At 64.5% G+C, this 21,704-nt stretch carries 23 protein-coding genes; 9 read left to right on the forward strand and 14 right to left on the reverse strand.

Features of this window, described 5'->3' with window-relative positions; translation table 11 throughout:
- Window positions 1-31: 31 nt before the first annotated feature.
- The 5 genes from LFT47_RS10115 to LFT47_RS10135 form a co-directional block, all read right to left on the reverse strand.
- Window positions 32-1,102 (reverse strand): YihY/virulence factor BrkB family protein, encoded by a 1,071-nt coding sequence (locus tag LFT47_RS10115; protein ID WP_236817909.1) that lies wholly within the window; start codon window positions 1,100-1,102, stop codon window positions 32-34.
- A 90-nt stretch (window positions 1,103-1,192) separates the two neighbouring features.
- On the reverse strand, window positions 1,193-1,768 hold the full coding sequence (locus tag LFT47_RS10120) for a DUF3618 domain-containing protein (RefSeq protein WP_236817911.1): 576 nt from the start codon (window positions 1,766-1,768) through the stop codon (window positions 1,193-1,195).
- A complete protein-coding gene (locus LFT47_RS10125; RefSeq protein ID WP_236817920.1) occupies window positions 1,765-2,190 on the reverse strand; it encodes a phage holin family protein in 426 nt (141 codons plus the stop codon). The genes LFT47_RS10120 and LFT47_RS10125 overlap by 4 nt, the downstream gene beginning before the upstream one ends.
- The gene (locus tag LFT47_RS10130) at window positions 2,187-3,164 is read right to left on the reverse strand and encodes a hypothetical protein (protein ID WP_236817922.1); all 978 of its coding nucleotides are present in this window, start codon (window positions 3,162-3,164) and stop codon (window positions 2,187-2,189) included. Before LFT47_RS10130 ends, LFT47_RS10125 begins: the two co-directional genes overlap by 4 nt.
- Window positions 3,165-3,372: 208 nt before the next feature.
- Window positions 3,373-4,398 (reverse strand): NADPH:quinone reductase, encoded by a 1,026-nt coding sequence (locus LFT47_RS10135; protein WP_236817924.1) that lies wholly within the window; start codon window positions 4,396-4,398, stop codon window positions 3,373-3,375.
- Window positions 4,399-4,584: 186 nt separating this feature from the next.
- Here LFT47_RS10135 and LFT47_RS10140 point away from each other — a divergent pair, with 186 nt between their 5' ends.
- Window positions 4,585-7,332: a LuxR C-terminal-related transcriptional regulator gene (locus LFT47_RS10140; RefSeq protein WP_236817926.1), complete on the forward strand. Its 2,748-nt coding sequence runs from the start codon at window positions 4,585-4,587 to the stop codon at window positions 7,330-7,332.
- A 90-nt stretch (window positions 7,333-7,422) separates the two neighbouring features.
- Window positions 7,423-8,445, forward strand: coding sequence for a DUF4386 domain-containing protein (locus LFT47_RS10145; protein ID WP_236817928.1), 1,023 nt, complete (start codon window positions 7,423-7,425; stop codon window positions 8,443-8,445).
- Between the two features lie 115 nt (window positions 8,446-8,560).
- On the opposite strand, the gene LFT47_RS10150 is transcribed toward LFT47_RS10145, so the two are convergent.
- From LFT47_RS10150 to LFT47_RS10160, 3 genes are all read right to left on the reverse strand, one after another.
- The gene (locus LFT47_RS10150; RefSeq protein WP_236817930.1) at window positions 8,561-8,935 is read right to left on the reverse strand and encodes a hypothetical protein; all 375 of its coding nucleotides are present in this window, start codon (window positions 8,933-8,935) and stop codon (window positions 8,561-8,563) included.
- Window positions 8,936-8,974: 39 nt separating this feature from the next.
- Complete coding sequence (locus LFT47_RS10155) at window positions 8,975-9,424, reverse strand: J domain-containing protein (protein ID WP_236817932.1); 450 nt, start codon at window positions 9,422-9,424, stop codon at window positions 8,975-8,977.
- Window positions 9,425-9,623: 199 nt separating this feature from the next.
- Complete coding sequence (locus LFT47_RS10160) at window positions 9,624-10,049, reverse strand: Hsp20/alpha crystallin family protein (protein ID WP_236817939.1); 426 nt, start codon at window positions 10,047-10,049, stop codon at window positions 9,624-9,626.
- Window positions 10,050-10,182: 133 nt separating this feature from the next.
- On the opposite strand from LFT47_RS10160, the gene LFT47_RS10165 reads away from it, so the two are divergent.
- On the forward strand, window positions 10,183-10,506 hold the full coding sequence (locus LFT47_RS10165; protein WP_236817947.1) for a MerR family transcriptional regulator: 324 nt from the start codon (window positions 10,183-10,185) through the stop codon (window positions 10,504-10,506).
- Between the two features lie 109 nt (window positions 10,507-10,615).
- Here the strand turns inward: LFT47_RS10165 and LFT47_RS10170 are convergent, their stop codons facing one another.
- Window positions 10,616-11,200 (reverse strand): helix-turn-helix domain-containing protein, encoded by a 585-nt coding sequence (locus tag LFT47_RS10170; protein ID WP_236817949.1) that lies wholly within the window; start codon window positions 11,198-11,200, stop codon window positions 10,616-10,618.
- A gap of 120 nt (window positions 11,201-11,320) precedes the next feature.
- Here LFT47_RS10170 and LFT47_RS21435 point away from each other — a divergent pair, with 120 nt between their 5' ends.
- Window positions 11,321-11,644 carry an FAD-binding protein gene (locus LFT47_RS21435; protein WP_336885436.1) on the forward strand — a complete coding sequence of 108 codons (324 nt, stop codon included), beginning with the start codon at window positions 11,321-11,323 and terminating at the stop codon, window positions 11,642-11,644.
- A complete protein-coding gene (locus LFT47_RS10175; RefSeq protein ID WP_336885437.1) occupies window positions 11,641-12,360 on the forward strand; it encodes an NAD(P)/FAD-dependent oxidoreductase in 720 nt (239 codons plus the stop codon). The genes LFT47_RS21435 and LFT47_RS10175 overlap by 4 nt, the downstream gene beginning before the upstream one ends.
- Here the strand turns inward: LFT47_RS10175 and LFT47_RS10180 are convergent.
- From LFT47_RS10180 to LFT47_RS10190, 3 genes are all read right to left on the reverse strand, one after another.
- Complete coding sequence (locus LFT47_RS10180; protein WP_236817951.1) at window positions 12,318-13,334, reverse strand: aldo/keto reductase; 1,017 nt, start codon at window positions 13,332-13,334, stop codon at window positions 12,318-12,320. The two genes, LFT47_RS10175 and LFT47_RS10180, sit on opposite strands and share 43 nt — an antisense overlap.
- Before the next feature lie 34 nt (window positions 13,335-13,368).
- Complete coding sequence (locus LFT47_RS10185; protein ID WP_236817953.1) at window positions 13,369-14,250, reverse strand: aldo/keto reductase; 882 nt, start codon at window positions 14,248-14,250, stop codon at window positions 13,369-13,371.
- Window positions 14,251-14,332: 82 nt separating this feature from the next.
- Window positions 14,333-15,778, reverse strand: a complete 1,446-nt coding sequence (locus LFT47_RS10190) for an MFS transporter (protein WP_236817955.1) — start codon at window positions 15,776-15,778, stop codon at window positions 14,333-14,335.
- Window positions 15,779-15,880: 102 nt separating this feature from the next.
- On the opposite strand from LFT47_RS10190, the gene LFT47_RS10195 reads away from it, so the two are divergent.
- The 3 genes from LFT47_RS10195 to LFT47_RS10205 all read left to right on the forward strand — a co-directional run bounded on the left by LFT47_RS10195 (window position 15,881) and on the right by LFT47_RS10205 (window position 18,576).
- The gene (locus LFT47_RS10195; protein WP_236817957.1) at window positions 15,881-16,762 is read left to right on the forward strand and encodes a helix-turn-helix transcriptional regulator; all 882 of its coding nucleotides are present in this window, start codon (window positions 15,881-15,883) and stop codon (window positions 16,760-16,762) included.
- 148 nt (window positions 16,763-16,910) lie between these two features.
- A complete protein-coding gene (locus tag LFT47_RS10200) occupies window positions 16,911-17,531 on the forward strand; it encodes a hypothetical protein (protein ID WP_236817958.1) in 621 nt (206 codons plus the stop codon).
- An 82-nt stretch (window positions 17,532-17,613) separates the two neighbouring features.
- Window positions 17,614-18,576, forward strand: a complete 963-nt coding sequence (locus LFT47_RS10205; RefSeq protein WP_236817960.1) for a 5'-3' exonuclease — start codon at window positions 17,614-17,616, stop codon at window positions 18,574-18,576.
- A 17-nt stretch (window positions 18,577-18,593) separates the two neighbouring features.
- Here the strand turns inward: LFT47_RS10205 and LFT47_RS10210 are convergent, their stop codons facing one another.
- On the reverse strand, window positions 18,594-19,682 hold the full coding sequence (locus LFT47_RS10210) for a hypothetical protein (protein WP_236817962.1): 1,089 nt from the start codon (window positions 19,680-19,682) through the stop codon (window positions 18,594-18,596).
- Window positions 19,683-19,878: 196 nt separating this feature from the next.
- On the opposite strand from LFT47_RS10210, the gene LFT47_RS10215 reads away from it, so the two are divergent.
- The gene (locus LFT47_RS10215; protein WP_236817963.1) at window positions 19,879-20,727 is read left to right on the forward strand and encodes an esterase/lipase family protein; all 849 of its coding nucleotides are present in this window, start codon (window positions 19,879-19,881) and stop codon (window positions 20,725-20,727) included.
- A gap of 16 nt (window positions 20,728-20,743) precedes the next feature.
- Here the strand turns inward: LFT47_RS10215 and LFT47_RS10220 are convergent, their stop codons facing one another.
- Window positions 20,744-21,652, reverse strand: a complete 909-nt coding sequence (locus tag LFT47_RS10220; RefSeq protein WP_236817965.1) for a prephenate dehydratase — start codon at window positions 21,650-21,652, stop codon at window positions 20,744-20,746.
- Window positions 21,653-21,704: the final 52 nt, after the last annotated feature.

Genomic DNA, 21,704 nt, shown 5'->3' on the forward strand with positions numbered 1-21,704 from the left:
CGATTGAGTCCTTGTCCGGTCCCGGGACAGGTCAGTCCGCCTCCCGGTTGTGCTGCCCGCTAAGCCTCTCGCCGTCGACGATGTCTTCTTCTTTGTGTTTCTCGAGTTTCTCGCTGCGCTTGGTTCCGCGGGGCGGGAGCTGGATGGTTTCTTCGGCGTCGAGTCCTGCCTGCAGTTCCCTCCCGCGTTCCATTTCGGCGTCGAACTCTGCGCCGAACAGGAGGGACATGTTCAATATCCATAACCACAGGAGCATCACGATGACACCGCCTATTGCACCGTAGGTCTTGTTGTAGCTGCTGAAGTTTGCCACGTAGAAGCCAAAGCCCAGCGATGCCAGGATGAATGCCAGCAAAGCGATGAAGGAACCGATGCTCATCCAACGGAACCGCGGCTGCTTCACATTAGGGGTGACGTAGTACAAGACCGCGATGATCAAGACCACCAACAGGACGACGACGGGCCATTTTGCGATGCTCCACACCGTCAGGAGGTCCCCGCCAAGGTTGACTGCCCTTCCCACGGCGTCGGCGACGGGTCCGCTGAGCACGAGCATGCCGGCGATGAGGGCCACGACCATCACCGCGAATACGGTGACACCGAGCATGGTTGCCCGGAGTTTGATGAATCCGCGCCCTTCGTCCACTTCGTAGACGCGGTTCATGGCCCTGCTGAAGGCTCCCACGTATCCCGACGCCGACCACAGCGCAGCGACGAGACCGAGTACCAGGGCGAAACCGGCCGACGTCGAGGTGGTGAGCTCCTCGATGGGCTGGCGGATGGTGTCGATAGTGGATCCCGGGGCGATGCCTTGGAGAAGGTCCAGGAGGGCGGACGTGCTCTTTCCTGCCTGCCCGAAAATGCCGAGGAGGGAGACGAGCGCAAGCAGCGCAGGGAAAAGGGAGAGCACGGCGTAGTAGGTCAGCCCGGCGGCGGCGTCGGGGCACTGGTCCTTGCCGAACTCTCGGAAGGTCCTCTTGGCTATGTAGGTCCAGGTCGGCTTGGCGATGTCGGAGGGCCTGTCCGGTTTTCTCGCATCATCGGCATCCGGGGCTGTTGCTGCCTTGGCCTTGCTGCTTTCGGCAGGGCTGTTCGTCGTCATGGATGTCCCTCATTCCAAAGCGGGCCGGAGGCGCGCTGTCCTTTATGCCGTATTGGCCGGCCAGCACGCCTCCGTGTGGATCCGTGTGGATCAGGCGGGCTGGATCCTGTCCCTGGCCGCTGTGGTGCTGTCCGTTACGTCCGAGACGGCGGTCTGGGATTCTTCCTTGACGTTTTCGACTGCCTCAGTGGCCGCGGACTTCACGTTTTCAAGCGCTTCCTGGGCCGGCTCCTGGAGATCCCGGGCCACGTCGTGAGCCGCCGCGGCAAGTTCGGCGGTCAGGGGTTCGGCCGCTTCCTTCAGTGCCGCGGCTGCCTCCTTTTCCTTCTCGCTTGCCGGGATCAGGGAAGCCGCAAGCAGCCCGGCCCCGAAGGCTATCAGTCCGGCAGCCAACGGGCTGCCTTGGGTCTTGCCGGCCAGGCGGTGGGGCACGTCGCCGATGGCCGCACCGGCGTCGTCGATCGCTGATCGCCCGCCGTCTGCCAGCTCATCCGCGGCGCCCATGACGTTCTCCTTCACACCGAAGACGGCGTCTTTGACTTTTTCGGTTTGGCGTCGGACTACGTGAGACGGCGTCACTTTATCTGCCACCGCGTCAACGTTGGTGCCAAGGCGTCGGCGGGTTTCCTCTATCTCGGAACGGATATCATCCGGATTTTCACTCATCGTTGCTCCTCGCGTGGTTTGAGTGTTTCTGGGATTTCCTGGATTGTTTCCGCCGTCTGGGGCATCCCTTTGACGGCTTTGAGTTCCTTACGGCCTATCGATGCCAGGACGGCCGCCGCGATCGCCCAGAGGACAGCCACGACGACGGCGGACCAGCCCAAGCCCATCAGCTCGCCCAGCGCGTACCAAAGGGCGAGGGAGAGGAAAAGGAGGACGAAATGCCCGGCAACGCCGGCGCCTGCCAGCATTCCGGCGCCCTTCCCTGCCTGCGCCGTGGACTGCTTCAGTTCAGCCTTGGCCAGCTCCACTTCCTGGCGCATCAGCGTGGAAATGTCCCGCGTGACCTCGCCCAGAAGGTCTCCCAGCGATGTCGATTCCGCTTTGGCGTGTGCGGGCGTCGTCGGGATTTGGTTCTCGGTCATCGCGACTCACCGCTGGCGGGGTCGACGCCGGGGCTGCTTTCGCCGTCGATCTCGTCATTTCCCGTCAAGGGAGCAGGAGAACCGAGACGATGCGAACGGTCACGGGTAAATGGATCCTCGGTCACCCCGCCGTTAGGCCAGGGATCGGCTTCCGGCTCGCTGACCGGTGCGGGTTGAGGCAGGGTGCCATGCGCGCCGGTGGGCTCATCGGTCCTGTTCCCAGAGAGGGTGTCGGGGTTCGAATATCCAGCGGTCGTGGCGGTTGGGCCGGGGAGCTGGACCGGGGGAGGGGGCACTGTCATCCCTGGACCGGGGGCGAAAGGTCGAGCGTCGTCCCGGGCGGGGTGGACGTCGTCGGCGGGTTGGACGGGTTGGATCGGCGCAGGTCCGGTGGCCGTTCCGCGTGAGGAGGCGTCAGCGCCGGCGCTCAGTCCGCGGCTCAGGCGGCCGGCCAGGACGCCTGCTCCGGCGGCCAAGAGGAGAAACGCCCCAGGACGCTGCCGCGCGAAGGTCTTCACTTCGTTCAGCAGGGAGCCCGGATCCCGGTCCTCCAGCCAGGTCGCCACGGATGAAGACCGTCCGGCGGCTTGCCGCACCAAATCCGTTGCAACGCCGGGGTGCTCCGAGGCGCTGGCCATGGATTGCAGTTCCTCCGAGATGGACCGAAGGCCTGCTGCGACCTTTTGCTGCTGCTTTCCGGCCTGGTCCGTGAGGTCCAGCCTGGCCTGCTCCAGCAGATCCCTTGCGCTTGAGTTCACTTCAGAGGCAACGTTCGCGACTTCGGATTTCGCGGTTTCGACGACGTTCTTCGCAGAGTCCCCGGCCTGCTCGGCCACGTTCCCTGCTTCGTCCTTGATGGTTTCCGTCGTCGGCATGCCGCTGTTGTGGGCTTGCGGCGGGTGAACTTGGGCATCCGCTCGTTGCTCGGTGGCCGGCGGGGGCGTGTAATTCCCGTCCCATTGGTTCTCTGTCATCTTCGCTCTCTTTCCAAGAAGGTCTGCTGCGGATCAAGAACCAGAAATACTGGCAGTTAAGATAGTAAGCATGCTTACCATCAGAGCGAAACCCCCTTTCGCGAATGTAGCCGGAGACGTCGGCTAACTGCACGAGGGATAGTAAGTATACTTACTGAAATGACCGCCAGGCGTCATTGGACATAACCGATGTAATCCGACCGCGAGCTCAGGGCGCGGACACGTCGATCAGGATTTTTCCGACGGAGCCTTGCTCCACGGCATCGTGCGCTGCCGCGGTTTCATCGAGTTGAAAGCGGATCAGCGGGAGCCCGTGTTCATTGCCGACACGCAATGCCCCTGCTTTGAGTGCTTCGGTGACGGCGGCAACGGCCGCCGTCTTTTGCTGATCCGTAACGGTGTACGTGAGGACGAACTGGTATTGAACGTTTTTTGCCATACTCTCGCGAACGGGAATGGCCAAGGACTCACCGGGCGCAGCAGCATAAATGGAAATGGTTCCGCCTGGCTTCAGCACCGCGAGGTCAGCGCCGATGTTCGCCGGAGCGTCGACATCGACGATCGTATCAACGCCAGTGGGGGCCACTCGTGATACTGCCTGCGAAACGTTGTCGGTGCGGTAGTTGATCACGTAATGCGCGCCCGCCTGACGGGCAAGTTCACCTTTCTGCTCCCCGCTTACGGTGGTGATGACGGTTGCCCCCGCCCAGCGGGCGAGCTGAATGGCGGCATGCCCGACCGCCCCCGCGCCTCCGGTGACAAGCACCACCTGTCCTTCCAAAGATCCCGGGGAGAGCCTGGCCGGTCCGTTTTGCTTGGAGGTCAGCGCACGATGCGCGGTCAACGCCGGGATCCCCAGGGATGCGCCGGTGTCGAAGGATTCCGTGTCCGGGAGCGCAACGGCCTGCGCGGCGGGGACCACCACATACTCCTGGGCTGTGCCCTCGGTGCTGCCCCAGGCCACGTCCCAAAGCCAAACGCGATCTGCGATGGACAGTCCCGTCACGCCGGGTCCGAGCTCATCGATAACGCCGGCGCCATCCTGGTTGGGCACCTTTGGTGCCTCCAGCTTGCTTCCAGTCCCGCTGCCGGCGCGGGACTTCCAATCGGTGGGATTGACTCCCGACACCACCACCCGGACCCTGACCTGGCCCGGTCCCGGTGATGGTATTGGCCTGTCTTGCAGAACCAGCACCGACGACGGTCCTGTCCTTTCGTACACGATGGCTTTCACTGTGACTCCTGTTCTTTGGACCTTAATAGGGGAAGAGCGTGCGTCGCGAGAACCAGAGGCACCCCTTCCGCCATTATGGCCGTGACGCTCTTCATGATGACAAGTACATCGACTGCAACATCCGCAGCACTAGACTGGGATCACCCGGGCCGAGGCAAGGTGACCGGCTGTCGAGGGAGGTCCGTGATGGCGGGTCCATTGCTCGAGACCAAACTGCACATCCCCGGACTACGACGCGCGCTCGTGGCGCGCCCCAGGCTCAGCGACCGTCTCAGCCAGGCCGACGCGCAAACGCTGATCCTCGTCTCGGCCCCCGCCGGCTTCGGGAAAACGACGGTGCTTACCGAGTGGCTGGCAGAAGCACCTGCCAACGGCCACTCGCCCGCCTGGCTCTCGCTCGACCAGCGGGACAACGATCCCACGCTGTTCTGGACCTACTTTGTAGCTGCGCTGGACAGGGCATCGAACCGTCTTGGCGCCAGGGCGCTCGCAATACTCCGATCCCGGCAATCGGGCACTGAAGACTTCCTGACCACCCTGATCAACGAGTTGCAGGTGGTCCCGAACAGATTTGTCTTGGTGCTCGACGATTATCACGTCATTGAGAGTCAGGATGTGCAGGAGGGGCTGGCCTTTCTCGTCGAGAACCTGCCCGCGCAGCTGCAGCTGGTCATCGCGAGCCGTGCCGATCCAGCTTTGCCACTCCCGCGACTCAGGGCACGTGGCAGGCTCCTCGAGATCCGTGCCGCCGATCTCCGCTTCACCCCGGAGGAAGCTGCCACCTACTTCAACGGCGTGATGGGACTGAGTCTCAACGCGCAGGATATCGCCGCCCTCGAAGCTCGGGCCGAGGGCTGGATCGCCGCGCTCCAATTGGCGGCGCTCTCGATGCAGGGAAGGGAGGACGTCGCCGGCTTCATCGCAGGCTTCGCAGGTGATGACCGCTACATCGTCGATTACCTCGCGGAAGAGGTGCTTCAGCGCCAGCCCGACGACGTCCGGAACTTCCTGCTGCAAACCTCCATCCTGAACCGGCTCAACGGCCCACTCTGCGACGCAGTGACCGGCCGAAACACCGGAAAAGCAATGCTCGAGTCGATCGATCGAGGGAACCTGTTTGTGGTTCCACTGGATGACCGTCGATGGTGGTACCGCTATCACCACCTCTTCGCCGACGTGCTACGGGCGCGACTCATGGACGAGCAGCCCGGCCGCGTTATCGAACTGCACGAGCGCGCAAGCCTCTGGCACGAACAAGACGGCGACTTTCCGGAAGCTATCCACCACTCAATGGCCGGCAAGGACTTCGAGCGGGCCGCGGACCTGATCGAGCTCGCGATCCCCGCCATGCGCAAGGACCGCCAGGAAGCCACGCTGAGCCGCTGGTTCCAGGCGCTCCCCGCCGAACTGATACAAGCGCGGCCCGGGCTGGGCGTTGCCTACGCCGGGGCGCTCCTCGCAAGCGGCGAGCTCACCGGCGTCGACGCCCGCCTCGAGGAGGCGGAGCAGTGGGTAAGTACGACGGCGGGTGGCGGCGACGAGGGGAAGCTCACCGGTTCGATCGCGATCTACCGTGCAGCGCAGGCGCTCGCAGTCGGGGACACTGCCGGGGCAATGACGCACGCGACTACCGCGCTCGGTCTTGTCGGGAAGGACGATCATCTCGAGCGCGGAGCGGCATCCGGACTGTTGGCGATCGGTCACTGGACGAACGGCGAACTGGGCGTAGCGTACGGACTGTGGTCCGATTCCTATTCCAACCTGGAACGGGCCGGGCACCACTCGGACATGCTCGGTTGTTCCATCGCCTTGGCCGACATCCGGATTACCCAAGGCCGGCTCCGCGACGCAATGGCCATCTACGAGCGGGGTCTCGAAGTCGCGGGCCGGCACCCGACGCAAATGCTCCGGGGAACCGCCGACATGCACGTAGGAATGGGCATGCTCCTTCTTGAGCGTGGCGAACGTGACGTCGCAAGGCAGCACTTGCTGACCAGCCAGAAGCTCGGCGAGGGTGCCGCGCTGCCCCAAAACCCGTATCGCTCGCGGGTCGCGATGGCCCGGGTCCTCCACGCGGCAGGGGACGTGGGCGGCGCGCTTGAGCAACTCGACGAGGCGGAGCGCCTCTACGTCGGCGACTTCTTTCCCGAGGTGCATCCGGTCGCGGCCGTGCGGGCGCGGATGTGGATCTCGCGCGGAAGGACGTCCGACGCTCTTCGCTGGGCGCGTGAGCGAGGCATTTCCGACGAAGATGAACTCTCCTACGTGAACGAGTTCGAGCACATCACCTTGGCCAAGGCACTCCTCGCCCAGCACAGGGCGGAGCCGTCGGATGACTCTGCCGGACGGGCGATCGCGCTGCTTGGCCGTCTTCTTCGGGCCGCGGAAGACGGTGGCAGGACGGGGACCGTCGTCGAACTTCTGGTTCTCATGTCGCTTGCCCGCCAAAGAGTAGCGGACGACGGCGGGGCGCTGGCAGCGATGCAACGTGCGGTAGCGCTCGCCGAACCAGAGGGCTACGTCTCAGTGTTCGTCGATGAGGGTAAGGCGATGGCCGACTTGCTGGAAACGCTCGCGAAACAGGGGAGCGCCTCGGACTATGTAGACCGCCTCTTGGAGTCGGTCGGGACCGAAACGCACCAGACCGGGGCCCGAGGTGCTCGGACCCGCAGTACCCGAGGCCACAGCACCCCAGCACAGCAACGCCTCATCGTGCCCCTGAGCGAACGCGAGCTGCAAGTGCTTCGGCTTCTTTCCTCGGAGCTGGACGGCCCGGACATCGCGCGCGAGTTGCTCGTCTCCCTCAACACCCTCCGGACACACACCAAGAACATCTACGCCAAACTCGGCGCGAACAACCGCCGCTCGGCCGTCCGCCGGGCCGAAGAGCTGGGTCTCTTAAAAGATCACCACATCAATCACCAGATGTGGTGATCCCCGCTCACCACATCTCCTTCTACCTTCAAGGCATCAAGGAAGTCATCCGCAAGGCGGCTGAAATCCACTAAGGCAGAAGGAGGGGCGATGAACGCGAGACCGGTAAGCCGGGACGACACGCCGGCCGAATACGAAGTCCGTGTCAAAGGCCATCTTGATTCCCGCTGGACTGCTTGGTTCGAAGGACTGAGCCTCACCAACGAACACGACGGAACCACCGTCATCCGCATCCGCGACGTCGATCAAGCCGCGCTCTACGGTCTGCTGCAAAAGCTCCAAGACTTGGCACTACCGCTCTTGGCAATCAACCAAGCCGGGGCCACGCAACCCAGCCAACCGGCGTCGAACACTCGCATCTTCACCCCCAAGAAGGACCACACCATGAAAACCACAATCCAAACCCTGGCAACCGATCGTGTCCGGATGGACCCGCTGCGGAAGACCGCGATGGTCGCAGGCATCCTGTACCTGGTCACCTTCGTCAGTTCGATCCCGGCGCTGTTCCTGATTTCGCCCGTCCTGAACGATCCGCGCTACATCACGGGCCCCGGCGCCGACTCAACCGTCATCTTCGGCTGCCTCCTCGATCTCGTCAACGCGGTTTCCGCCGTGGGCACCGCCGTCGCGCTGTTTCCTGTCGTCAAACGGCAGAACGAGGGCATCGCGCTCGGCTTCGTCACCGCCCGGATGTTTGAAGCCGCGGTCATCGTGATCGGCGTCGTCAGTCTCCTGGCTGTGGTCACTTTGCGACAGAAGGGCGGAGCGGACCCGGCCTTGGTTCCCGTGGGCCAGGCGCTCGTGGCGGTCCGCGACTGGACGTTCATTCTCGGGCCGAGCCTGGTTCCGGGGGTGAGCGGGCTGCTGCTCGGATACCTGATGTACCGTTCGGGGCTCGTGCCGCGCGTCATTCCCCTGCTTGGACTGATCGGCGGCCCGTTGCTGCTTGCGTCGACGATCGCAACGATGTTCGGTGTCAACCAGGGGATCTCGGTGTGGTCGGGACTCGCAACCTTGCCGATCTTCGTTTGGGAGTTGTCCCTGGGCGTGTGGATGGCGGTCAAGGGCTTCAGGCCGTCGCCCATCACCACCGGGCAAGTACGCACCGCTTGAGGAACCACCCACAAACCCCCGGCGTATGTCCCGCGGCCAGCCCGGCCGCGGGACGCATCGCGTTGAACAGTCCGCGTGATTGACCTTGCAGTCCGGGTGTTGTCCAGCACGGTATTCAGGGCTGGGTTCCGTAGATGAACTCTTTTGCGTGAGCGACGGCTTTTCGGAATGCGTCGTTGCGCAGGGTGGCTTGCTCAGCATTCCTGATGTCGGTTTCGAGGTAGTTCGTGTAGCCGGGCCTCAGGACCCAGATGTCACCGGCCGGGGGCAGGTAGAAGACCCCGAACGAGCGGTGCTGGGGGTCCTCGGTCCAGATGGGCACGACCGCCACGGCGGCGCCGGTGTCCGCGTTGATCCATTGGGCCCGGGGCATGGGTTGTTCGTGGGTTTCGGGGTCCAGGAAGGGCGCTGTTCCTTTGCCCCATCGTTTTTCGAAGCGTTCGTAGAACGCCGGCATCAATTGGTTGTCGTACGGGCGCCAGGCGCTCATGGAGGCTCCTTGCGATTGCGTGGTTTTCAGCTCTCAGCGCTAGATCCAGCGGATCAGCGTGTAGCCGGTTGGAGGATATGAACCTTGCCGGTCCGGCATTCGAGGGGATCGTCCGTCGGGCGACTCCCAGATGACCGGTCCGATCAGGAGCGAGGCGGCGGGAAGCAGCTGCGCCGCTGTCCTGGAGGGGGAGCCCTCCGGCCGCGGGGGCTTGGGGCGTGCGGCCGGATGCGGATGCTCCCGGTCGTAGGCCGCCCGCTTTTCCGGGTTGCCGAGGATGGCGTACGCGGCCATGATGTCGCGGAGCTCCTGGAGCTCTTCCTGCAGCTCCGGCGCCGCCGTGCCGGGGTCGGCGTGGTGTTCGCGGGTAGGCCGGGTGTCGGGGTGCCGGCCGCGGATGCGCGTGCGGTAGGCGTGGGCCACCTCACGCGCGGTGGCGGTCGTGGCGATGTGCAGGATGTCGTAAGGATCGGGGCCGTTGCTCTTCATCGTGGCCGTGCCGTGTTCTGGTGGGTGGGGGACGGGGATGGTCCCCGGTCCGTTCAACCGGGGACCATCGTTGCGGGAGTCATCCTCGGGGCCTCGTCATTCTGCGCTGGCTGCGCTGTGGCGTGGTCTGTGAACTCGACCGCCCTCTCTGCACGACGGGCCGCTGAGGTGCTCCCGGTCCGGGAGGCTGCGCCGATGGTCAGGCGCTGATTTCCTGGCGCTGTTTTCCGGTGGTTTCGATTTCGATGCGCCGCGGCTTTGCTTTTTCCGCCACCGGAATCCGCAGGGTGAGGACTCCGGCGTCGTAGCTTGCCTTGACCCCGTTCGTGTCCAGCGCATCCCCGAGGATGAGCTGGCGGCTGAAGACGCCGCGGGGGCGTTCGGAAGCAATCATTTCCGTGCCCTCGCCGACGGGGTCCGGGCGCTCGGCCTTGACGGTCAGCACGTTGCGTTCGACGTCGATGTCCACCGAGTCGACGGTGACTCCGGGGAGGTCGAAGGCGACCACGAAGTCCTCGCCTTCCCGCCAGGCGTCCATCGGCATGGCCGCCGGCCTCGCCGTGGTGCCGAGCACTTGTTCGGCCAGCCGATCGAATTCACGGAACGGATCGGTTCGCATCAGCATGGTGTGTCACTCCTTGCAGATCGCAGCTTTTTTGTTGTCAACCCAGCCGATCTATGGTGGCTGGTATATATTTCTTATAGCACTGAGACTAGGTAAGGGCAAGCCTGATTTTGGCTGGATTTGGAGGGACCCGATGGGCCAGGCCGAGGACCGGGGGAGGGGTGTATACGCGATTTCCGTTGCGGCCGAGCTGGTGGGGACGGGACAGCAGAACCTGCGCCTGTATGAACGCAAGGGCTTGCTGGAACCGGGCAGGACCCTGGGCGGCACCCGTCAGTACAGCGAGGACGATCTGGTGACATTGCGCCGGATCGGAGAGCTTCTGGACTTGGGATTGAACCTCGCGGGCATCCGGATGGTCCTGGTCCTCGAGGCCGACAACCGGCGTCTCGAAGGCGAACTCAGGTCCGCGAACTCCCCGCGGGACACCGCGCGGCATCCGGTCAGGAGAGGATGACTCTTCCCCTGGAAAGGGTGCATCCGGCGGGTGTGGCTCCGAGCATGGCGGACTTTGACTCACTCCCCATGTCGGAAAGAGAGAGGCCCGGCGGACCGCGCCTCAGCCGCTATGCGGGCTTGGGCCGGGCGCGTACGTGCATCCGTTCGCCCTGCTGTCCGAACAAACTGATGAATTCGACGGGTTTCCCGTCGGCGCTGGCGAACCAGTGCGGTGTGCGGGTGTCGAATTCCGCGGCTTCGCCCGCACGGAGTTCAAAGTCATTGTCGCCCAGCACCAGTCGCAGCCGTCCGTTGAGGATGTAGAGCCATTCGTAGCCTTCGTGAACGCGCGGATCGGGCTCGGCACCGCGGGCATCACCGGCGAGCACCATCTTGAAGGCCTGCAAACCACCCGGCCGGCGCGTGAGGGGAACAGCCGTCATGCCGCCATGGGTGATCGGACGCAGGTGAATTCTCGGATCCCCGGTGGGCGGGGCGCCCACCAGATCATCAAGAGGAACACCGTACAACCTCGCTAGGGGCAGCAGAATTTCGAGGTTTGGCCTGCGTTGGCCGGATTCCAGGCGGGACAGGGTACTCACCGACACTCCGGATGCAGAGGACACCTCTCCGAGGGTGAGATCCCGCTCCGTGCGGAGTGCCCGAAGTCGGGGCCCGACAGCCCCGAGAACATCATCAAGCGCATTTGCCATGCCCCCAGTTTGCCATAACAGCAAACTAATTTGCCAGTTCTGCGGACGGGATGAAAGCTGGTGGTACCACCCAAGGACACTGACGGCGGACTTTCAGGACACGACGAAGGGCAAATCATTATGGACAACACACGGTATGACGTTGTGATTATCGGGGGCGGCGCTGCGGGGCTCAGCGCGGCCACGACGCTGAGCCGCGCACTGCGCTCGGTGCTGGTCATAGATTCCGGAGCACCACGAAACGCACCCGCGACGGGGGTGCACGGTTATCTTTCGAGGGACGGTGTGAGCCCCGGGGAACTCCTCTCCATCGGACGTAGCGAAGTCCTCTCCTACGGAGCAAAGATCATTGACGGCGAATCCGTTTCGGCACGGCGGACCACCGATGGATTCGAGGTGATCCTGGAGACGCGCGCCGGTTCTCCGGACGGCGCCTGCTGGTGACCACTGGTTTGACTGACGGGCTGCCTCCCATCGACGGCCTGCAGGAGCAATGGGGAAGGGGTGTTGTGCACTGCCCCTACTGCCACGGCTGGGAAATCCGCGGGAAAAGGATTGGAGTGCTGGGCACCGGTCCGATGTCCGTCCATCAGGCACTGTTGTTCAGACAGTGGTCCCCGGATATCACCCTCTTCCGCAATGACACCGTGGAACCCACCGAGGAAGAGTGGGACAAGCTCAGCGCCCGGTCCGTAACAGTCGTCGACGGCGCAGTGGCCTCGGTGGACTCAATCAACGGGGTCCTCACGGGGCTCACGCTCCGCCAGGGCTCCTCGTTCGACATGCAGGCCCTGGCTGTCGGTACACGGATGGAGGCCAGGTCCGCGCTGCTGGAATCACTCGGGCTAAGTACCCAGGTGCACCCCATGGGGGTGGGGCGGCTTATCGAGACCGATGCTACGGGTGCGACTGCCGTCCAGGGCGTGTATGCGGCGGGCAATGTCTCAAATTTGATGGCCCAAGTAATCACCGCGGCGGCCGAGGGCGTGATGACCGGCGCACGGATCAACGCCGACTTGATAGAAGAAGAAACCCGGTGGGCCGTCGAGGGGCGGTTCGGCCCCTTCTCGGCGGCCTCTGAAGCAGCCGTTTCTACGATCGTGCAGGGTCATGCACATCACCGTCGTAGTGCCAGTGGTGTCAGTTCGTGGGCTCCATAGCTATTGTCGTCAGGATTGACGGTCACGCCGGGTGCGACGAGTTGGTCGATGCGGTCCAGCACATCGGTGCTCAGTGTCATGTCAGCGGCAGGCAGGTAGGACTCGAGCTGTTCCATGGTGCGCGGTCCGACGATCGCGGCCGTGACGCCTGGGTGGTTGATCACGAACGCGATGGCCAGCTCGATGAGCGTCATACCGGATTGTTCAGCGAGCTGGGCGAGTTCTTCGACGATGTCGAGTTTTCGCTGGTTGGCCGGACTGCTCATGTCGAAGCGCGCGTTCGGACGCGCGGATGATGTGGGGGTGGAATCGGAATTTTTGCGCCAGCGTCCTGAAAGCCAACCGCCGCTGAGCGGACTGTAGGTCAGGGTGCCCATGCCGTGGCGTTGCGCTGTTGGAAGGATGTCTTCTTCGATGCCGCGGACCAGGATCGAATAGGGCGGCTGCTCGGTCACGAACCGCTCCAGGTTCCGTTCCCTCGATGCCCACTGGGCTTCCACGATCTGGGATCCGGAGTATGAGGAGGAGCCGATGTACCGGACTTTGCCTTGGCGGACGAGGTCGGTGAGGGCGCCGAGGGTCTCCTCGACGTCGGTGTCCGGGCTGGGCCGATGGACCTGGTAGAGGTCGATGTAGTCGGTGTCCAGGCGGCGGAGGGAGTTCTCGACCTCGCGGATGATCCAGCGGCGGGAGCCGCCGCGCTGGTTGGGATCCTCGCTCATGGGCATGAAGAACTTCGTGGCAAGGAACACGTTCTCACGGCGGCCTTCCGGTGCCTGCCCGACGATTTCCTCGGATGCCCCGCCGGAGTAGACGTCGGCGGTGTCGATGAAGTTGATGCCGGCGTCGATGGCGCGGTGGATGATGCGAATGGAGTCGGCGGTGTCGTTGTTGCCCCAGGGGCCGAACATCATCGCGCCAAGGCACAAGGGACTGAGCTGCACGCCTGTGCGGCCAAGGGATCGGTATTCCATGCTGTTCCTTCTCTTTGTCTCGGGTCTTGGGGTCTCAGGCTTCGGGGATGACCATGGCAAAGCGCTCCGGCCGCGCTTGGTCCGGGTCCGGCCCGTTGCGATTGCCGCTGTCGAGCGAGTCGATCGCGGCGAGTTCGTCGGTGCTGAGCTCGAAGTCAAAGACGTCGAAGTTTTCTGCGATCCGGGCCGGGTTGGTCGATTTCGGGATGGCTGATCGGCCCTGCTGGAGGTGCCATCGGAGCATGACCTGGGCCGGACTTTTGCCCTGGGTCCCTGCGATGGCGGCAATGGCCGGATCTTCCATGACGTTCCGCCGCTCTTCGCCCCAGCCGGGGTAGAAGGTGATCCCTCCGATCGGCGACCAGGCCTGGGTGAGGATCCCGTGTTCGGCGTCGGCAGTCTGGACGTCCGGCTGGGTGAAGTAGGGGTGCAGTTCGATCTGGTTCACGGCCGGGACGATGTCGCTCGCGTTGAGCAGTTGCGTCAGGTGGTGCGGCATGAAGTTGCTGACGCCGATCGCCCGCACCCGCCCGTCGACGAGCAGGGCCTCCAGCGCCTTGTATGCCGCGATGGTTTTTTCGAAGCGGTCCGGGGCTGGCTGGTGGAGGATGAGCAGGTCAAGGTAGTCGACGCCGAGCTTGCCTGTCGCTTTGTCCCAGGCGTGCAGCGCCTGGTCGTAGCCGTAGTCGCTGACCCAGACCTTGGTCTCGATGAAGACCTCGGAGCGGTCCAGGCCGGAACGGCGGATGCCGTCGCCGACTTCCCGCTCGTTACCGTACGCGGCGGCTGTGTCGATGTGCCGGTAGCCGGTGGCAAGCGCGGCCTCGACGGCCGCCGTAGTCTGCTCGGGGGCGCTTTGGAAGACGCCGAGCCCGATGGCGGGCATTGTGACGCCGTTATTGAGTGTTAGTTCCATGTCCATGCCTTTCACGGTATGCAGATGTGTGGAGTTGTGGGAGTGCACGTCAGTACCCCCCCTGAAGTGCGGGGTTGGTGGGTCAGTGCGGGGCCTCGGCCAGGGGCCGCGTCGCTGGAAGTGTTCTGGTGCGGCGGGCTGCCAGGTCGGCGGGCAGGATGAGGGCCGCGGTGACGGCCAGTGCCAGGAGCAGGAGGATGCTGCCGGTCGTGAGTGCGGTGCTGACCTGGGCGGCCAGGTGCGCAACGGCGGAGCCCGCCGCCGGGACGGTGGCTGCGGCGGCGACCGCGATGCCGAGCCCGAGGCAGGTGCCGACCTGGTGGAAGGTGTTCACGAGACCCGATGCGGCGCCGCCGTCGGACGCGGGGGCTCCGGTGATGCCGAAGGAGGTCAGGGGCGCAAACGCGAGGCCCTGCCCGGCGCCGATGAGGATCATCGGCAGGGCCACCCCGGTCAGATAGCTGGAGTCGGTGCCGGCGCGGCTGAGCCAGAACATCCCGGCGAGGGTGAGCAGTATCCCGGCCAGGAGCGGAAGCGAGCCCGGGAACCGGCCAACGAACCGAGGGATGCTCATCGCGACGGCGAAGTTCACTGCCGTCATGGGCAGGAATCCGAGACCGGCCTGCAACGGGTCGAAGCCGAGCACTTCCTGAAGGAACTGGGTGGTGAAGAAGAAGAACGCGATCATCGCCCCCAGATACAGGAAGCGGGCGACGTAGGCCCCGGTGCGGCGGCGGCTCCGGAACAGCCACAGCGGCATGATCGGCTGGGCCGCCGTGCGCTCGATCAACACGAACGCGATGAGGAGTACGACGCCGGCACTGACGGCGGTGAGCGTGACCGGGGACTCCCAGCCGGCGTCGGCGGTGTTGATGATCCCGAAGACGAGCGCGCCGACCCCCAGGGTCGCGCTGAGCGCGCCGAATGCATCGAAGCGTCCGCGGGCGCGGCCGGTCTCCGGGATGAATCGCGGCACGAGGGCGATCATCGCGGCGCCGATGGGTACGTTGACGAAGAACCCGGCCCGCCAGAAGATCCAGTGGGCCAGGGCACCGCCGATGACCAGGCCCAGGCTGGCGCCGATCCCTGCGGTCGCGCCGTACAAGGCCACTGCCCGGGTGCGCTCACGTCCTTCCGGGAAGCTCGCGGTGAGCAGGGACAGTGAGGCGGGTGCGACGATCGCCGCCCCGATACCCTGGACCGCGCGGCCGGCGATCGCCCACCAGCCCTCCGGTGCGACGCCGATCAGCAGCGAGGCGATCGAGAACACCACGAGCCCGAACACGAACACCCGACGGCGCCCGAGCAGGTCTCCTGCCCGGGAGTCGAGGAGCAGCAGGCCGCCGAAGACCAGCGTGTACGCGTCCTGGACCCAGGAGAGCTCGCCGGTGCTCAGCCGCAGTTCTGCCTGCAGGCTCGGCAGGGCAGTGAAGATGACAGAGTTGTCCAGGAGGATCATGAAGTAGCTGGCGAGGATGATCGCCAGGATCGCTCCCGGGTGGGAGGCTGTGGCGGGTTCAGGTTTCATGCTTTCCATGCAACCGTGATTCCGTACGGGCCGGGAGTCATGGCCGTTCCGGGTAACGCCAGTGCCTCCCTCCTCCGGTCGACCGGGCGTAGCGTGGATGCCATGACACACAGCGAGGACGTGCGGAAGTTCCTGACCTCCCGCCGGGCAAGGATCACGCCGGACGAGGCCGGACTGCCGGTCTACGGCGGCAATCGGCGGGTCACCGGGCTGCGCCGGGAGGAAGTGGCGATGCTCGCAGGGATGAGCATCGACTACTACGTACGCCTCGAGCGCGGAAACCTCTCCGGCGCCTCGGACAGTGTCCTCGAAGCCCTCGGCCGTGCGTTGAAGCTCGACGACGCCGAAACGGCCCACCTTTTCGATCTGGCCCGCGCCGCCACTGCCTCTCCCCGGGTGCGGCGCCGGCACAGCCCGCAGACGGTGCGGCCGAGCGTGCAACGGGTCATCGACGCGATCACGGCCGCTCCGGCGTGGGTCCGCAACGACCGCGGGGATGTCCTCGCCGCCAACGAACTGGGCCGTGCCCTGTATCTGGACATGATGGCAGAGGTGACTGCCCCGCCGAACAGCGCGCGCTTCACCTTCCTGAACCCGAAAGCGCGGGAGTTCTTCGCCGACTGGGAACGCGCAGCGGACGACATCGTCGCTGTCCTGCGCTCCACCGCCGGGAAAAACCCGTACGACAAGGACCTCACGGACCTGATCGGTGAACTGTCCACCCGCAGCGAAGAATTCCGTACCCGGTGGGCCCGTCACGACGTGAAATACCATCGCGCCGGCCGCAAACGCCTGCACCACCCCATTGTCGGGGACCTTGACCTGAGCTTCGAGGCGCTGGAACTCCCGGCCGACCCTGGACTGCGTATCAACGTCTACACGGCGGACCCCGGGACCCCCTCCGAGGACGCCCTGAAAGTCCTCGCCAGCTGGGCCGCAACCCAGCGCGACACGACACAAGTCGCAGTCAAGGAAAAGAATTAGACGACGAACCCACCCGGTTATCGACCTAAGCAGTTGTGGATGATACCGTCGTCGCTGGCTAGACATTTGGGATTTCAGCACGCAATCGCAGGGGGATTTATGTCCCCACCATTCACGTGAATTCTGTAATTCGTCTCAGGGGGGACAAATGAAGAAGTCTATTGCAGCGCTTGCACTTGCAGGAACAATCGCACTGGCTGGCACTGCGCCGGCCGTAGCATCCACCACCTACCCGGCGCCGGGAAATGAATACGGAACCGTTTCCGACGGAACCATAGCTCGCGGCGAATCCATCACTTTCTCCGGCAGCGGCTACATCGCCGGCGAAACCGTCAACATCACGTTCCAGCGGACCGGCGGCAAGAAGGCTCCGGACGGCGGGCGGCCCGCTCCGTCGAACTTCAGCGTCATCGCTGACGGTACCGGCGCTTTCTCCACCTCCATTACTTTCATGGACGGCGGCAACTACATGATCGGCGCCGTCGGAGCCACGTCCGGCAACAAGCGCTGGGCAGCCGTGGTTGTGAATTCCGGAAACGGCGGAGGCAAAAACGACGGCGGCGGCAACCACGGCGGCGGCAACGGCAAGGCCAACAAGGGCAATTCCGGTCTTGCCGCTGTTTCCAGCGTCACCGCCGCCGGCACCGCAAGCGGCGACGCCAGCACGAATGCCGAGTCCAACCTGGTCCTCTGGTCGCTGGTCGGCGCAGGCGCTCTGGCCGCCAGCGCAGCATCGACAGCGGTCATTCGCCGCCGCGCCAAGAGGTAGCACGTCTTCACAGGGGGCAAGTGCTTCTCCGGGAAACCGGTGAGCACCTGCCCTTTGTGGGCTGTGGATGTAAGGATCGGTTATGACCCACCGCCTGATGCTCCTCGATACGGCCTCCCTGTACTTTCGCGCCTTCTACGGCGTGCCCGATTCGATCCGGCGCGCCGACGGCACCCCGGTGAACGCCGTCCGCGGCCTGCTGGACATGATCGCGCGGCTCACTACCGACTATGGGGCCACGCATTTGGTGGCGTGCTGGGACGAGGACTGGCGCCCGCAGTGGCGGGTGGACCTCATCCCGACGTACAAGTCGCATCGGGTCGCGGAGGCGGTACCTGATGCTCCCGACGTCGAAGTGGTGCCGGACGCGCTGGAGGTGCAGGTTCCTATGATCCGGCAGGTCCTCCGACTTGCGGGGATCGCCGTGGTCGGGGCTGCCGCACACGAAGCTGACGATGTTATTGGAAGCTACGCGAGCCACGCGGAGCTTCCTGTCGACGTCGTGACAGGCGACCGCGATCTGTTCCAGGTGGTTGAGGACGCCCGTCAGGTGCGGGTCATCTACACGGCGAGAGGCATGAAGAACCTCGAGATCGTGACCGACGCCGTCGTCGTCGGAAAGTATCGTGTGTTGCCCGAGCAGTACGCCGACTTTGCTACGCTGCGCGGTGACGCCTCCGACGGGCTGCCGGGCGTCGCGGGGATCGGCGAAAAGACGGCGGCGTCGTTGCTCGCGGAGTACGGCACACTCGACGCGTTGCTCGCGGCCGCGGTCGATCCGGGCAGCGGACTGTCCGCACCCGTGAGGTCGAAACTCGCCGCCGCCGCCGAGTACCTCGCGGTTGCGCCCGTAGTTGTGAACGTCGTGCGCGACCTCGCGCTGCCCACTCTCGACGAGGCGGGAGCGCTATTGCGTCCTGTCGCCGGAGATTCACGCATTGAACTCGAGCGTCTCGCTACCGACTGGAACCTCGGCGGCTCGGTGAAGCGATTGCTCGACGCTCTCGAAACTCCGTCTGTGAGGGATAGAAGCCCCGCGACATGATCGGCGCTTCTGACGAGTCAGCGGACTGGTGAAACTGGACCGGGCACTGGTGCTGCTCGCACCTTGAGCATGAGCGCGGCGAGGGCGAGCATTTCGAGTCCGGTCCATGCGAGCGTCCCGCCCCAAATTTCAGGGGCGAAGCTGAGTGCCCCGTCGCGGAGCGCCACGCCGGTGAAGTACGGGGCCCAGAACACGACGGGGGAGAGAGCTATCGCGGTCATGAGCCTTGCGGGACGGTCCGGTTTGGGTCGGACTAGCGCCCACACCACTCCGACGAGGACGGCACCGACGACGGCCACGGGCACGAGCCAGGCGTCCCGCAGAGCGACCATGATCTGCAGGGCAACGGAGGGGAGCAGCGCCATGGCCGCGGGCACTGCGGCGTGCAGGCGCCAGCGCAACGACAGCAAGAGGACGGGCACGAAGATCACGGCCGTCGAGACGAAGAACGACGCCAACGAGACCATGATGCTCGACGACGTCGGAACCGCCACCGCAGGCGCGCCGGCAGCGCCGCTGTATGTCTGGATGAGTCCATGGCGGGCGAAGACCGCGAACTCCTGCAGGATGAACGCCGCAACCATGCCGGAGAGCATGGCGCTCACGACGGCGGGCATCAGCCGCGGCCATGACCGCTGGGGTGAGTGCCATGCAGAGGAGAAGGGCGCGCTGAGGATGAGGAAACCGCCGGTGGCGAGCCCCAGATGGGACGGGCTGAAGAGGGCCTTGAGGCCCTGCTCAATGCCGAACACCGAATGCCAGGCGAAGTCCGCCGCCCCGGAGATGACGAAGAGGAGGACCCCGGCTGCCGCGGCCCCATAGCCGGCGGGGATCGCTTCGGTCCACCGCGTGCCGGGGGCGTGCCGGCGCAAGGTCAGGGCGGCGATCCAGACGGCGCAAGCCGCGAAGCCCGAGTAGAGGATCGCGTGCCACGGAGTGAAGAACGTCTCGAGGTCGCGGAGGTTATTGTGCGCCCAGCCGTCAACATAAGTTCCGGTGAGGAGCCAGACGCCGGCCGCGAGGGTGATGATGTCTTCAACGGCAGTGGTGGGGCGGTGGAGTGATACCGGCGGAGTCGCAAAGGCGTGGGCTGCTGTCGCGTCCATAACTCCACAGTAAGTCTCGCCGCCTTCCGCGGCGAGTAGCAACGTGACGCTTTCCTTGAGGGTGATACGAGTCCCGCCAGCGATTGCACGTTTTCTCATTATGTGAGCACGCTATTGCAACCCGCCAGTAAGTTACTTCAAAGTAGCTAGGGATGCCGTGGACATAGGGGTTCGCGGCCAGGAGAAAGGCAAGGCCATGCGCCGATTCCGACTCACCGCCGGGCTCGCCGTCGCAGCGCTCACGATTGGACTCTTCGCCGCACCCGCGGCTCAGGCCGACTCGATCTCACCGGACCCGCCCGGAGCCAATGATTGGACGTGCAGGCCGTCAATTGTGCATCCGTACCCGGTGGTCCTCGTCCCGGGAACCTTCGAGACGATGTACAAGAACTGGGCGCTGCTTTCACCCGTGCTGAAGGACCAGGGGTACTGTGTCTTTTCGCTCAACTACGGGGTAGTCAATGGTGTCCCCGCCAGCGGGGCAATTCGGGACTCCGCAGCTGAGCTCGCGACTTTCGTGAAATCAGTTCTCGGAGTGACCGGTGCAAAGAAAGTCGACCTCGTCGGGCACAGCCAAGGCGGGATGATGCCGCGGTACTACATCGGCTTCCTCGGCGGTGCCAAGTACGTGCACCAACTCGTCGGCATTGCGCCGTCGAACCACGGAACTCAAGGCCTCATCGCGCCGTCGCCCGCGGGGATGATTCTCGACACGACCGCAACCAGCACGCTGTGCCAGGCCTGCGCGGACCAGCATGCCGGGTCGGCGTTCATGGCCGAGCTCAACTCGATCGGCGACGCCGTACCGGGCCCGTTCTACACCGTCATCTCGACCCGTTACGACGAGGTCGTTACCCCTTATGCGAGCCAGGCTCTCCTTGGACCGGTGAAGCAAGTGTCCAACCTTGTGCTCCAGGACTACTGCCCCCTCGACACGTTCGAGCACGACCAATCTCCCAACGATCCAAATGTCTGGGCCCTTGTCTCCAACGCGCTTCTCCAGAGCGGCCCCGCAGATCCGACGTATCGCCCGGAGTGCGTGTAGCGGGCAGGGGCAGCCGCTAAAGCGACAGCGTGGTCTTTGGGCTGCCGGCAGGCGTTACGGCCGAATTGACGGAACCGCTGAAGCCCTGGCTTCGGTAAGGAGCAGCAGCATATACGCCGAGAACCCTGACCTCATCGGTGAAGAATTCCAGCTCCTCGAGCGCATGGCGCACGGGGGTGTCGGTTGGGTGCCCTTCAACGTCCGCCATGAACGTGGTCGCAGCAAACTCGTTACCCACCATGTAGCTTTCCAGGCGCGTCATGTTCACACCGTTCGTCGCAAAACCGCCCAGAGCTTTGTACAGGGCCGAGGGTACATTCCGAACCCGGAAGACGAAGCTGGTGATGACAGGCCCGGGCAGCTCGTCGCGGGTTTGCTGCGGCCGCTCCCTGGACAGGGCGACGAACCTTGTGGTGTTGGTGGCGTCGTCCTCGACGTCTTCTGCCAAGACATCCAGCCCGTACATCTGGGCGGCGAGCGGAGGCGCCAGCGAGACCTTGGACGCGTCATTCCAGTCGCGGACTTCCCGTGCGGAACCGGCCGTGTCGCCGGCGACAACTGGTTTCAGCCCAAGTGAGCGGATCAGCTTTCTACACTGGCCGAGGGCATGAATGTGGCTGTGCACTTCCTGCGCCTGTTCGAGGGTGCTTCCGGGAATTCCCAGCAAGTGGAATCGGATCCTGAGAAAATGTTCGCCCACAATCTGCAATCCGGATTCGGGCAGGAGGACATGGATGTCCGCAACGCGCCCGGCGATGGAGTTCTCAATGGGAATCATGGCGAGGTCCGCATCGCCGGATTTCACCAGGTCGAACGCATCTTCGAAGCTGGGGCAAGGTACTGGCTCCATGCCCGGGAACATTTGTAGGCAGGCGATGTTGGAGTTGGCGCCGGGCTCTCCTTGGTATGCAACTTTACGAACCATGGAGCAAATGGTGTCACATTTTGCGGGGCCCCGAGGCCAGGGGCTTCGGCGC

It is taken from the genome of Arthrobacter sp. FW306-2-2C-D06B (genome assembly GCF_021789175.1).
In the GTDB taxonomy this organism is placed as follows: domain Bacteria; phylum Actinomycetota; class Actinomycetes; order Actinomycetales; family Micrococcaceae; genus Arthrobacter.